Source organism: Bacteroidales bacterium, from assembly GCA_014860585.1.
Taxonomy (GTDB): Bacteria; Bacteroidota; Bacteroidia; order Bacteroidales; family 4484-276; genus RZYY01.
On the sequence record JACZJL010000112.1, the window covers coordinates 22580 to 36626 of the forward strand.

Below are 14047 nucleotides of genomic sequence, written 5' to 3' on the forward strand. Positions count from 1 at the left end.
TCAGCGATGGGGAAAAGAAAATGTAAAAGGAGTCCGGATGTTAATTTTATTCGTCTTTGTTGAAATTTGCCGTGGTTGCCACCCAATGAAATTTATCGTTATTGGTGAAATGGTTCATCGTTTTCAAACCTGCCAGATTTAGACAACTCTGACTGTGGTTAACCTTTGATTCCAGGTGTATGCCAGTGGGTTACACTAATTTGCTGTTTTAATTGAATTTGATACTTTTGCATCACATATTTTTTAAAGCTAATCCTATGGATGTTTTCATCGAAATCCTACCATACACACTTCCGCTTTTAATTGTTTCCGGTACTGTCCTGATTGTTATTCGCTTGTTTTTCAAGCAGGAAAAGGATCGGTCGGTCAGCTTACAAAAAGCTGAAGCTCTAAAAACCATCCTGCCACTGCGGCTTCAGGCGTATGAACGGATTATCCTCTTTCTGGAACGGACGGAACCATCGCAGGTTATATCGCGACTCCTGCCTCATCATATAACAGCCAGGGAGTTGCAACATGAAGGTATTTTATCCATCCGTCAGGAATTTGAACATAACTTTACCCAGCAGTTATATATTTCGGAAAATGCCTGGGAAGCGGTGAAACTGGCTAAGGAGTCCGCCATTCACCTGATCAATAAGTCGTTTGCTGATTTAAAAGAAAATGCCACTGCCGGAGATATGGCTATGCATATTCTTCAACAGGAGAATTCGGTTGCATCAAAAAATATCGAAATGGCTATCCGACAGATTAAGGTTGAAGTTCAGGATTTATTCTGAAACTCCAATCCTGGGTATTTTTTTTCCATTCCTTCATAACGAGGCAGGCGCAATCCTTCAATGGTTTTTGACACGAGGTTGCATTTCCCTGTTGCAATAAGTTTTCCTTCTTTGTTTTCTAGTTTTAAACCGACATTAATCATCGTGTTACCTTCTCTCAGGATATGTGCCGTGACTGCAACGGTTTCACCCGCATTCACTCCTTCAAGATAGTCAAGGTAAAAGTTTACCGCGACATAAAGTTTGTCTTTTCCCAGGCTGTAAACCGCTACTCCGAGCGTATCGTCCATCATGGTGGCAAACACTCCTCCCTGCATAGTGCCAAGCGGATTGGTCATTTCTTCCCTTACAATATATTCAATGGTAGCTTTTCCCAATTCAATAGTGATGAGTTTTCCATTAAGCCACCTTCCGATAGGAGATGGGGAGTTGTTGAGGTGCTTTCCGACGAGTGTTTTCAAAAATTCAAGAATTGAATTTGCCATGTTGAGTTGGATTAAATGAATATGGAAAATTTTGTAGCTGTAGAGACAAGGCATGCCTTGTCTCTACAGCATGCCTTGTCTCTACAGCATGCCTTGTCTCTACAGCATGCCTTGTCTCTACAGCATGCCATGTCTCTACAGCATGAAAATAAATTATCCGGATTATTGACTGCCATTCCCGTTTTTCTGATAATTATAAATAAGCTTCAATAGATGATCATATTTTTTGTAAATCATGGAGCGTCTCAACTTAAGTGTTGGAGACAATTCGCCTGATTGTGGCGACCATTCTTCGCAAACGAGTTTGAAACGTTTAATTCGTTCATGTTCACTCAGGGTAATATTAGTCACATCAACTTCTTTCTGGTATTTGGCAATGACGGCAGGATTCTTCACCAATTCTTCGTTATCCCTGAAATGAACCTTGTGCTTTGAAGCCCAGAAGTGAAGATGGTTAAAGTTGGGAGAGATCAGTGCACTGGCAAATTTTTCATTGACTCCGACTACCATAATCTGCTCTATAAAAATGGATTCTTTGAATTTATTTTCGATCAATTGAGGTGCAATGTATTTACCTGAGGATAATTTAAAAATCTCCTTTTTACGGTCGGTAATTTTCAGGAATTTGCCCTCTTCAAGATATCCAATATCGCCTGTATGAAACCACCCGTCCTTATCAATTACTTCGGCAGTGTATTCCGGGTCTTTATAATAACCAAGCATCAGGTTTGGACCTTTAACCATGATTTCGCCATCTTCAGCAAACTTCAGTTCCACCCCTTCGAGTATGGGGCCTACAGTGCCGAATTTAATTTTTGGCCAAAAGGGATAACCCACGGCAATCACGGGCGAGGTTTCAGTTAGGCCATAACCCTCCACAACTCTCATTTTGGCAGCCCAGAAAACCCTCGAGAGCCTTGGTTGCAATGCAGCTCCTCCAGAAATAATTACTCCGATTTTTCCGCCAAGAGCTTCCCTCCATTTACTGAAAACCAGTTTGTCGGCAATTTTTAGCTTAAACTCATATATTGCGCCATTTTGCCCGTTAAGCTCATACCTGAGGCCAAGTTTTAATGCCCAGTTAAAAATCGCTTTTTTTACCGGAGATAAGTCTTTTCCTTTGGCCACGATTTTGTCATACACTTTCTCGAGCATCCTCGGAACAGTTGAGAACCCATTAGCACTTAGCTCCTTGATGTTGGCGGCAATCGTACCCATATTTTCAGCATAATAAATACTGATGCCAAGGAACTGGTAATGGTAGTTCAGCATCCGTTCGTAAATGTGGCATAGCGGCAAAAAGCTCAATACCTTGTGTTCATGATTCAGTGGCTGAACTTTTGATGTGGCGATAAAATTTGTAACCAGGTTCTTATGCGACAACATCACACCTTTAGATGTGCCGGTAGTCCCCGACGTATAGATTATTGTAGCCAGGTCATCTGGCCTGATAGAGGCTTTGATGCTGTCGAACTGCTCTTTAAGTCTGTCATGGTTGGTTTCGCCCAGTTCGATAATTTCAATCCAGTTAGGAACACCCTCAACTTCGTTGAATGTAAAAACATGCTTAATCGTATCAATGCCCCTGATGATATCTTCCAACTTGGTATAGAGCGACTTATCTGAAATGATCAGGGCGTTTGCATCGGAATGGGTAAGAATATGTTTATATTCCTCGAGGCTGATGGTTGGATAAATGGGTACGTGAACAATTCCCGTCTGAAGCATACCCATATCGGCAAAATTCCACTCAGGCCGGTTATTGGTAACCGTAGCTATTTTGTCACCTTTCTTAAAGCCAAGGGCAAGCAAACCAATCCCAAAATAATTGGAAATTTTGATGTAATCATTGGTGCTGTATTTCACCCATTCGCCGTTCTTTTTGCCGGCAAGTGCATCCTCTTTCGGAAATTTGGAGGAATAGTGATCGAGCAAATCAAAAATTCTTGTGACTTCCATGTTGATTATTTTTTGTTGTACAAAAATAATTTTATTTCACTCCTTTTTATGTTTCTTTCAAAATTTAAGATTTAACTGATCCGGTAAAAATATCAAACCTCCACTAAATAAAGGTATGACAAAGTAAGTTGTTAAATGTTAAAAATAACTAATCGACAATCTTTTACTTTAGTTTTAGTTTGATTTGCAATATTTTTTACTTGTAAGGCAGATACATTATACTCGTTTTGATAGTTTGTAATCTCATCAGGGACGGTTTCTTCCGGTTTAAATTTCTCCAGAAATTAATCATCGCTGCTTTAATTATGCTGGCCGATGGCTCATCTAGGCTTACTGCACAGGTAAATTACGGGCTTTCGGTAAGTAATTTTGGCGGCATAAATGCAGTGCAACTGAACCCAACAGCCCCTGTAAATTCTAAAGTTTTTCTCGACTTCAACTTCTTCGCCTCAGGCTTTTCGGTTTCCAATAATTTCGCCTTCATTCATAAGGACGATGTAAACCTGCGGGGCATGATAATGAATAACCCAGTCTTTCCATCATCAGAAACCCGGGGGGAAGGAATTGATTATACAACGGATATTGAAGTGGTTAATGCTTTCATCCGGACTGAATTGAATGGTCCGTCGTTTTCAATGTCTTTTGGAAATCAATCTGCCGGGTTTTTCTCCCGTGTTGTCCTTGCGAATTCAGTCCGGAGATTGCCGGTTGATATTGCAGTTTTAATGTTTGAAGGGCTTGATTATGAACCGCTTCAAGACACAGCAATTACCGGGGATGATTTTTACGCCGGGGCGATGGGCTGGGCAGAGTTCGGACTTAATTATGCCGTGGTTTTCAAACAGGATTTTTTAAGCAACTGGTCTGCAGGCGCCAACGTTCGGCGACTAATTGGTCACTCAGGTACTTATTTGAGCGCACGGAATGTTGATTTCACTTTAGGCGCCGATAGAAATTTGGATATCAGGAATCTGGATGCAGGATATGGCTTTGCAGTGCCAGTCGATTATAATACCAATGAATATCCCGGGCCTGATCCCCTTTTCAAGGGACGTGGAGTGGCAATGGACATTGGTATAAGTTACCGGAGGAATCGTGAGATGAAATTGTTGTCCGACCCGGCTAAGTATTGCCAATACAGTTATCAGCCTTATCTTTATAAAATCGGTATTTCGTTGCTCGACATAGGGAGTATTTCCTTTAAAAACCAGGCACAGGAACATGATTTTGATAATGTTTCTGCAAATTGGCAACGCGTTGACACCACCGATTTCAATAGCCTGAATGAGTTTACTCAACAGTTGAGCAATGTTTTCTACGGTAACCCCGAAACTTCACTGGTCGGGATGGACAATATGAGAATAAACCTTTCCACTGCATTGAGCCTGCAGGCCGACTATCAATACTACCCCGACTGGTACCTTACTGGTGTTTTGGTATTACCTGTCAAAACAGGTAATTATCAGGTACATCGGCCTGCCCATGCCTATTTAGGTTTAAGATATGAAACCGATCGCTATGAAGTAAATTTGCCCGTTTCCTTTTACAACTTTGAGAAACTTCGGGTTGGGCTTTATGGACGATACAGCTATTTTAGTATTGGAACAGATAATCTCGCATCATTTTTTGCTGCAAACGATCTTTACGCGCTGGATTTCTATTTTTCAATAAAATTTCATTTGCAAAAAGGATATTGCAACAGTTATAAATCAACAAAAGATTGCAGAAATCTTTCTTTTTAGAAGGTTTTGGCAGTTTTTTTTAGTTTGAAAGCAATGATCAAAATCAAAAAATATTATTTTTGCAGCCCGTTCTTTCACTGAAATTTTGAATTAGCGACCTAAAAGCGACCTGATTTACACTCATGGTTAGGTTTTATTGTCAGAGAAAAATACATGGTGCATGTAGCTCAGCTGGTTAGAGCATCGGATTGTGGTTCCGAGGGTCGTGGGTTCAAGTCCCATCTTGCACCCTAAGCCCCGGTTTTCGGGGCTTTTTTTTTGACTTTGAGTTGTCTGAATAACTATGTTGGCAAGGATTCTAAGGTTGTGAGGAGTTGAAGGGTTTATTTCTTTTGTTCTTCCGGGAAACTTAGCGTGTAAAGGAGTGCTTCCAATTGACGAACAAGATGTTTTTTCTCCTGGTTTGGATTGTAAACATATCCATCAAGAGTTATTACCCTGTTTTTACGGGGGTCAACCAAGGTGTAACTTATAAATGGGCCTCCCATAAAATCCCCTTCAAGATCCCATAGCCCGCGCATTTCGACAGCAAAATGGCCATTAAAATCAATGCGCCTGGTTACCGGAGGTTCGAATGTTGAAATTTTCATGTATGATCCATCAACAGGACCTGGAACATGATTCATCGTGAAATCGTTCCGCCGGCTGATAATTTGTTCGGGATCGAAGGCGATGGTGTCGGTGTAGGGATAGAAGTAGATGAGGATGCCCTGGCCGAACTGTTGCGCTTCGCGGCGAAGCCAGATGAAATCTTCAGTTTCGGATGCAACGAAGAAACTTTGGGGTATAAGGATGTCAATGCCAAATTTATTCAATAGATGGTTTTTGATTTTCATGTCAGGGATTGTCCCGTAGGCCAGAGCTGCACGGGTACGTTCATTGGCATTGAATAACTCGATGAAGGCCTCTTTGTGTTGTTCAAATTCATTTAAAAAGGTTTGTTCATCGGCGACAGTCATCTTAATCACCCGTTGTGGTTTAGCCCAGAAATCTGCATAGGTTTCAATCACCGGTTGAGCGAATGATGGGTTGATATCGACGATAAAGATGTTGTGGTGGGTCTTAAACATCTGTGAAAAGTTAGGCTCAGGAATATGAGCAATATCATAAGTCTTTTCCGGTTGTGGTAAACCCTCTAAAATTTGACCGAAAAATCCGCTGATTTCGGATCCGGTGTTACCTTTCCATGTAGCCTCGCTGTTCGTAACTACAAGTAATTCGTTGGTTTTTCCGGTTGATGGCTTCAAACCTGATCGATCTGCATCACAACCTGTAACGAGCAATGAAAAAAATATTAAAATAAAAGTTGGGTAGGAAACATTTAATAATTTGTCCATAGATGAATGTTTTTGGAAACCGGATTACTTTCAACCTGTGATGCTAACCTTTATTTTCTGACCCACCTTGAGGGATTGAGCATTTTTGATATTGTTGAGTCGTTTCAAATCTTCAACGGTTACCCCATTGTACTTTTTTGCAATGTCCCATAAGGTGTCGCCTGGTTTTACTACATAATAGATAAATTCAGTATCAGCAACAGATGATTTCTGAGCATTACCTGAAGAAGCTAAAGTCGTGGCAGCGTTAGAGTAAACAATCAATTTTTGTTTTGGGTAAATTGTATTGGATTTGAGATTGTTCCATTGCTTTAGATTACTCACCGAGCAACGGTATTTTGCAGCGATCGATCCAAGATTTTCACCACTTCTGACGGTATGTGTAGTCTGTTCTCCGGATTTGCCTGATCCAGATGCTGCTGTGGTTACATTTTTTCCTGATGTATTTGGTTGTACTAAAAGTTTCTGACCGGGATGAATGGTTGTGGAACGCAGATTGTTCCATGATTGAAGGCTGGATACTGAAGTTTTATATTTTCTAGCGATGCTGCCAAGTGATTCACCACTTTTTACAACATGCACCTCTCTTTTCTGCATTTCTTCAACTTGTGCAAGGAGTTTCTCTTTATCCAATCCCTGTTGGGTTTTATGGCTGTAAATTTCTTGCTCTTTCGAGACAAAATAGCCGGTCAGGCTGCGTGGTAAACGAAGTACATATTTATTATCGGGACTGGCAGGAATTAATCCTTCTTTGAAAGAGGGATTTAAGTATTGTAAATCCTGCGGAGAAATACTTAGAATCTCGGAAATCTGATCAAATGAAAGGACATCGTGCACATGCACAGTGTCGATGGCATTGTAGAGAATTCCCGGATGAACGGGATATAAATTGTGATCGGCAGCATAGTTCATCAGGTAGGCTACAGAAATAAACGCCGGGACATATCCCCGTGTTTCAGCCGGCAGGTATGGCCAGATTGCCCAATAATTTTTTACTCCACCGGCGCGCCGGATGGCCTTATTCACATTGCCTCCTCCAGAATTGTAAGCAGCAAGAACAAGCCACCAGTCCTGGTAAATATCGTAAAGGTCCTGCATGTGCTGACAAGCGGCAATGGTTGATTTATAGGGATCAAAGCGGTCGTCAACGTAAGAGTTTGATTCAAGTCCGTACATTTTTCCGGTTCTGTACATAAACTGCCATAATCCTTTTGCTCCTGCGTGAGAACCTGCAGTTGGTATCAGCGCCGATTCAACAACTGCAAGGTATTTCAACTCAAGTGGCATATTATATTGATCCAGAATTTCTTCGAACATCGGAAAATATACCTCTGCCAATCCAAGAATGCGTGATGTTAAACCACGTTTTCTTACCGTGTAAAGTTCGATAAAACTTTTTACAGTTTTGTTATAGGTCAATTCGAGCGGTGTTGTCCGGTTTAACTTCTCTATCCTTGCAGCATAAACCGAATCAGAAAAAATGGGAACATAATCTTCGGCGTAATTAAAAACATTGAGTGTATCGCGGTTAAAAAGTAATTCATTGTCATTGAAAAACTTCAGATTAACCAGATTATCCAACATGTATAAACTACGGGACTCATTGACAAGTTCCTCTGCAATCCTGCTGTCATTCATGCGATATTTCGAGAACATCGCAACGGTGTCATCAAAATCAAATGATTCAGGCAAATAGGTAGTGTCCGTTTCCGGTTCATCCGGGTTGTATGATTCATATTGAATAAAATCTTCTTCGCTAAATAGATTGGATTGACTTTCCAAATCTTTATTGTGCCTGAAGAATCGGTTTTTTTCTCTGGTCTCATCTTTTGCAACCGTTTCGGAAGATGTGCGGGAGGAACGGAAAATTGAACAACCTTGTAATGCAAAAAGGGTAAATATAATGGAGGTAAGAACAAGGGTTTTGATTCGAATGGTCATCAGCGCAATAATTTTTAAAATAAACGACTAAAACGAAATTTATTTTTAATGCTGCAAATTTAATCAGAATAATGATACCACTATGGATTCATGAAAGGTATAAAATGGGAATTAAAAACAGTAAGTACATTCGGTATGTGGTGAAAAGTAATTGAAAAGAACCGTAATCGTCATTCAATGACCAAGGTAATTGTTGAGAAGTTTTTTCAATTGAGCGTAATTATTTGTAACTGGTAATTCCGGGTAGTCGTCAATCACATTTTGTGGAGGTCGAAACAGGATTCCCACTTCAGCCTGTTTGAGCATGCTTATGTCGTTGTATGAATCTCCGAAAGCTATCACTTTGTATTCAAGACTTTGCAGTGCCTGGACTGTTTTTCTTTTTGGATCTTTTTGCCTGAGATTGTAACCAATAATATTATCTTTCTCATCGATAATCAGATTGTGACAAAACAAGGTAGGTCTCTCCAACTGTTTCATCAATGGATCGGCAAACTGACGGAAAGTATCTGAGACGATAATTAACTGAGTGATCTCTTTAAGCCAGTGGATAAAGTCAAGCGCTCCGTCAAGCGGTTTGATGGTTGCGATGACATTTTGGATGTCTTTGAGTTTCAGGCCGTGATCCGCCAGGATTTTAATCCTTTGGTTCATCAGCACATCGTAGTCACTGATGTCGCGGGTGGTAAGTCGCAGTTCAGGTATCCCTGTTTTTTCGGCAACATTAATCCAAACTTCCGGAACGAACACTCCTTCAAGGTCAGAACAGATTACGTACATCGGAATAATTTTTTGTTACATGAATGGATTTGCAAAAAAAGGAAAGTTTTGACAACCCGGTCACAAAAAACTATTTGAATTCCTTTTTAAGCATTTCTACCCATTTCTTAACGCGCTCGTCAGTAAGCTTTGATTGGTTATCTTCATCTATCACGAGCCCGACAAATTTACCATCCTTCACGGCTTCCGATTCGTCAAATTCATAACCCTCTGTTGGCCATGCTCCAACAACTTTGGATTTATCAGCGATCTGATTGTACAGCACACCGATTCCATCGGCAAAACTATCAGGAAAATTCTCCTGGTCGCCCAAACCGAACAATGCAATTTTTTTATTTCTCAGATCAGTCTGTTGAACCATTTCCATAAAATCTTCCCAGTCGTCCTGCATTCCGCCAATATCCCAGGTGGAGGTGCCAAAAATGAGGTATGGGAATTTGTCCAGATCAGTTTTTGAGGCATCCGCAACATCTAAAGTGATGGCATCGTTGCCAAATGCTTGTGCAAGCAATACTGCAACCTTTTCGGTGTGTCCGGTTGAGGAGCCGTAGAAAATTCCAATTTTTGCCATTTTACTTTGCTATTATTTTGTTTTTGATGAATTACTATTTTAAAACCTTCTACTTAACGCGATGATTGCAGATTTGTTCAGGAACACAACGCACTGAAACCAGGTTTTGTAATGATTTTACTGATTTACATTCGAAAGATTTGGAACAAATTATTAAGGTAAAAAAAGGAATTCCGGTTAAAATAATGGGTGTATTAAGATGGTCATTCTTATGTAAATCAAACCGGTATGAGGTTGTGGGCATTACTGGACTCGAACCAGTGACTTCCACCCTGTCAAGGTGACACTCTGAACCAACTGAGTTAAATGCCCTTCGTATTGCGCGGCAAAAATGCAATTTTTTTTTAAAATGGTGACCCAAATTTTTTTCAAGTAAAACAGCTGAAAAAATAGTGTACTTTTACCGTCGGTTAATATTCCAGTTTTGTTTTACCAAAAATCATTAAAAATGTCTTTACGCTTACACCTATTGCTACTCGGTCTGCTCATAGTTAATTTGCTTACTGCGCAAAACATTCGTTTATCCTACACTTTTGAACAGCCAGATTTTATTGACCGTCACGATGGCTTTGTTGAGCCTGTGATGAATAATTGCCATAATCTTGGCGATGAAGGATTCCCTTTTTTACCTGCATTTAGCGGGCAAATTCTCATCCATCAGGGAAAAGAGGTCGCTGAAATCAAAATTGTTTCAGTTAGTTATTCTGACGTGATCAGCGGAATTAACATTGTTCCTGCAGCACGGCCATTTCCTTTTTCTGAACCTGCACCTCCGGATTATCGCCCTCAGCCCAAAAACGATATTTATAATTCTATAAAATCTTATCCGGGATCGGTAATTTCAGATGTTTCAACGCAGTACCTGGCGGGATACTCCATTGCAGTGTTTAATATCTGGCCAATAGAGTTTAACCCGGCTGAAAAGAGCATCAGGGTAATTACCTCTATCGAAATTGAAATTGAAACCAGAGATACCAGGCAAGACTTCATTCAACCCGCTTTGCAAAGTGAAGTCACCGGGAGACGTCTGGCCTCGGTCGTTTCCAACCCTGAAATGGCTAAAAATTATATCTTCAATAGTTCAAGGGATACTGACCAGATTGATATGCTAATCATCACTAAAGGCACATTTGTGACTGCTTTTACTGAATATGCAAATTATAAAACAGAAAGAGGTTTCATTACAGAAATTGTTACGACTGAAGATATTTATGCAAATTATCCGGGCAGCGACAACCAGGAGAAAATAAGGAACTGTATCAGGGATTATTATGAGAACAATGGAATCGTTTACGTCATACTTGGAGGTGACAGTGATACACAGAACGCTTCCCAGCGCATTATCCCTCATCGCGGATTTTATGTAGATACTGGTTTTGGAACCATCGACGAAGACATACCCTCCGACATGTATTATTCCTGCCTGGATGGAGACTGGAACAGCAATGGAAATAACAGGTATGGTGAACCGGGCGAAGAAGACATCTTTGCTGAAGTGATCATTGGACGGATGAGCATCGATAGTAATGATGAAGTGCTGAACATGGTCAATAAACTGATTAAATATCAGGATACACCAGTCCTGTCTGACATTGAAAAGGCACTGATGGTTGGTGAGGCATTGGATGATAACACCTGGGGTGGTAATTATAAGGATGAAGTGGCCAACGGAAGTAGTAATCATGGATATGTAACCGTAGGGCTAAGTTCCAATTTTGTGGTGAGCAGATTGTACGAAATGAATGGCAACTGGACAAAACAGCAGGTATATCAGCAGTTTAATAACACAGGTATCAATCTATTGAATCACCTTGGACACTCTGATGTGGGATACAATATGAAAATGTCGCTGAGTGACCTGACAACTGCAAATCTTCAAAACAATGGCATAAACCGCGGATTTGTAATTGGTTATTCACAGGGTTGCTACAATGGTTCCTTCGATAATCGTGGGTCAGGCGGAAATTATTCAGGTAGCGATTGTTTTGCTGAACGTATTACTACTATGGAAACTGCCATGGTAGCCTCAATGTCCAATTCGCGCTATGGATGGTATTCACAAGGCAGCACAAATGGTCCTTCTCAGATTTTCGACCGTAAATTTTTTAATGCCATTTTTGGAAAGGGAATAGCTGAAATAGGCACAGCCAATGGCGACTCGAAAGAAGATGCTGCCGCATTCATCATCGCTAATCGCGTGAATCGCTGGTGTGCTTACGAAATTACTCTTTTTGGAGATCCGAGCATGTCAATCTGGACACAGCAGCCAACCGATATCACCGCAACCTACCCTGGTGCACTGCCAATTGGGATCAGTAATGTAACTGTAGAATCTGATGCACCCGGAGCAAGGATTGGTTTTAGTCAAAATGGAGTACTTCTCGGGCGGGCACTGGCAGATGAGAATGGCTATGCTAACATTGAGTTTTTCGACATTGTTTCATCTGACGATCCTATTACCATCTCCATCACTGCCCACAACAGGACGCTTCTTACATCCACAATACCTGTGCTTGCCGACCAGCCTTATGTGGTGCTCGATTATTTTGAAATTAATGATGGAAGCGGTAACAACAATGGTGTACCGGACTATGGGGAGGAACTTGCTGTTGGATTGGGAATGAAAAATCTTGGAAATGTTGCTGCAAATGATGTTATCGTTACTTTGAGTTCAACTGATAACTATATTACATTGGCCTATCTTGCCGTAGAATTTGGAACCATCGGACCGGGTGAAACGGTGTTTATTGAAGATGCTTTTCCCGTTCATATTGCCAACAATGTCCCGGATCAACACCAGGTTCAGATCAACGTTCAGGCTATGGGTGCCGAAACCTGGGTTTCGAGTATGAAATTCAATGTTAATGCACCAGCACTGAATATTCAATCACTAACCATTGACGATGTTGCCGGCGGAAACGGAAACGGAATGCTCGATCCCGGTGAAATGGTTGTTTTTCGATTTGATGTTAAAAATGAAGGGCATGCGTTGTCACCTGCTGTCACTTTTCATCTTGCATCGAACAATGCAAACCTTACACTAACCATGACACAAGCTAATCATGATGGACTTCAGCCTGACGGTATTGCCATTTTTGAATTTCTGGGTTTGGTAAACCCGGATGCAGTGATGGGTGACCTTGCTCTTTTGCAGGCTACAATTAATTCAGGTGCTTACCAGGTTACAGAAGATTACTCACTCAAGATCGGAATGATTATCGAAGATTTTGAAAGTGGAGACTTTGGATTGATCAATTGGGAATTTGATGGTGAACTGCCATGGACAATTTGTGAAATTAGCCCGGCCCAGGGGCTTTACTGCGCTCGTTCCGGAGTTGTCAGCCATGAACAGATCAGCGAAATGAAAGTAAATATTTTCGTCGCTGCAACCGATACAATCTCCTTTTACCGTAAAGTTTCATCTGAATCAGGTTTCGATATGTTGAAATTTTATGATGGATCTCTGCTCAAAGCCCAATGGTCTGGAAGTCAGGATTGGGAAAAAGTAAGTTATGTTATCTATCCCGGGTACCATACCCTGAGATGGGTTTATGAAAAAGATGTGGCAATCAGTCAGGGTGATGATTGTGCCTGGGTTGACTATATCAGATTCCCGAAACTTTTGCAAAGTACACTTAGTGCCGGCGGGGATGATATGGTCTGTGCCGGTGATGATTATCAGACAAAATCCAGTGGGATTTACCTGATGGGCATCCAATGGACAACGTCAGGAACCGGGACTTTTAGCAACGCCGCGATCCTCCAGCCCGTTTACACCCCAAGCCAGGAGGATATTCAAAATGGATCTGTTGTTCTCACAGTTTCAGCTACTTCAGCTAACAACCAACCTTTATCAGACCAGATGACGCTATACATGGTGGACAATCCCGGGACACCCTCCAAACCGGTTGGTGAGCAGGAGGTGTGCACCAATTATGGAATTTCTTACGAGTACACAACTTCACAATTGCCCGAAATACAAGCTTTTGTATGGGAGTTGATCCCTCCTGGTGCAGGTACATTGACAGGAAACAGCCACGTCATCAGTATTTTGTTTACCCCGGATTATTCAGGTGATGTTGAATTGCGCGTTAAAGCAATGAATGCTTGCGGCGAAAGTGCGTTTTCTGAGTCACTTCAAATTGTTGCTCAGATATGCACCGGAGTTTACGAACCGGGTTCAGAACAAATTTCAGTTTTCCCAAATCCAAGTACCGGGCTCATCTTTGCCAGGATTCCCGACGCTGATGAAATTTTGCAGTTAAGTATTTATAATACTTTCGGGCAAATCGTAAGGAGCGAATCCCTTCATGTTTCTGATGATTTGATAGAAATTGATCTCCAAAATTATCCACCCGGTATTTATCTTCTAAAACTTGAAGCAAAGACGTTTAGCTTCTCAAAGAAAATTCTGTTGAAATAAATTGTAATTTCAACATAATATCCTCCCGCT

General features: G+C 41.1%; 9 protein-coding genes and 2 tRNA genes. 4 read left to right on the plus strand and 7 right to left on the minus strand.

Annotation, left to right across the window (positions count from 1 at the left end; genetic code table 11):
- Nucleotides 1-257: 257 nt before the first annotated feature.
- A complete protein-coding gene (locus IH598_12060; protein MBE0639245.1) occupies nucleotides 258-779 on the plus strand; it encodes a hypothetical protein in 522 nt (173 codons plus the stop codon).
- Here the strand turns inward: IH598_12060 and IH598_12065 are convergent.
- Both IH598_12065 and IH598_12070 read right to left on the minus strand, forming a co-directional pair.
- Nucleotides 764-1264, minus strand: a complete 501-nt coding sequence (locus tag IH598_12065; GenBank protein MBE0639246.1) for a PaaI family thioesterase — start codon at nucleotides 1262-1264, stop codon at nucleotides 764-766. The two genes, IH598_12060 and IH598_12065, sit on opposite strands and share 16 nt — an antisense overlap.
- A gap of 162 nt (nucleotides 1265-1426) precedes the next feature.
- Entirely contained in the window at nucleotides 1427-3223 is a 1797-nt protein-coding gene (locus tag IH598_12070; protein ID MBE0639247.1) for a long-chain fatty acid--CoA ligase, read from the minus strand.
- A 227-nt stretch (nucleotides 3224-3450) separates the two neighbouring features.
- Here IH598_12070 and IH598_12075 point away from each other — a divergent pair, with 227 nt between their 5' ends.
- Both IH598_12075 and IH598_12080 read left to right on the plus strand, forming a co-directional pair.
- Nucleotides 3451-4965 carry a hypothetical protein gene (locus IH598_12075; GenBank protein ID MBE0639248.1) on the plus strand — a complete coding sequence of 505 codons (1515 nt, stop codon included), beginning with the start codon at nucleotides 3451-3453 and terminating at the stop codon, nucleotides 4963-4965.
- A gap of 155 nt (nucleotides 4966-5120) precedes the next feature.
- Nucleotides 5121-5196 (plus strand) — tRNA-His (locus IH598_12080).
- A gap of 92 nt (nucleotides 5197-5288) precedes the next feature.
- On the opposite strand, the gene IH598_12085 is transcribed toward IH598_12080, so the two are convergent.
- The 5 genes from IH598_12085 to IH598_12105 all read right to left on the minus strand — a co-directional run bounded on the left by IH598_12085 (nucleotide 5289) and on the right by IH598_12105 (nucleotide 9906).
- Entirely contained in the window at nucleotides 5289-6302 is a 1014-nt protein-coding gene (locus tag IH598_12085; GenBank protein MBE0639249.1) for a DUF4837 family protein, read from the minus strand.
- 30 nt (nucleotides 6303-6332) lie between these two features.
- On the minus strand, nucleotides 6333-8243 hold the full coding sequence (locus tag IH598_12090; protein ID MBE0639250.1) for a LysM peptidoglycan-binding domain-containing protein: 1911 nt from the start codon (nucleotides 8241-8243) through the stop codon (nucleotides 6333-6335).
- Between the two features lie 174 nt (nucleotides 8244-8417).
- Complete coding sequence (gene thrH / locus IH598_12095) at nucleotides 8418-9023, minus strand: bifunctional phosphoserine phosphatase/homoserine phosphotransferase ThrH (protein MBE0639251.1); 606 nt, start codon at nucleotides 9021-9023, stop codon at nucleotides 8418-8420.
- A gap of 70 nt (nucleotides 9024-9093) precedes the next feature.
- Nucleotides 9094-9594 carry a flavodoxin FldA gene (gene fldA / locus IH598_12100; protein MBE0639252.1) on the minus strand — a complete coding sequence of 167 codons (501 nt, stop codon included), beginning with the start codon at nucleotides 9592-9594 and terminating at the stop codon, nucleotides 9094-9096.
- A 237-nt stretch (nucleotides 9595-9831) separates the two neighbouring features.
- A tRNA-Val gene (locus IH598_12105) sits at nucleotides 9832-9906 on the minus strand.
- Between the two features lie 136 nt (nucleotides 9907-10042).
- Between IH598_12105 and IH598_12110 the strand changes: the two genes are divergently transcribed.
- Nucleotides 10043-14017, plus strand: coding sequence for a T9SS type A sorting domain-containing protein (locus IH598_12110; protein ID MBE0639253.1), 3975 nt, complete (start codon nucleotides 10043-10045; stop codon nucleotides 14015-14017).
- Nucleotides 14018-14047: the final 30 nt, after the last annotated feature.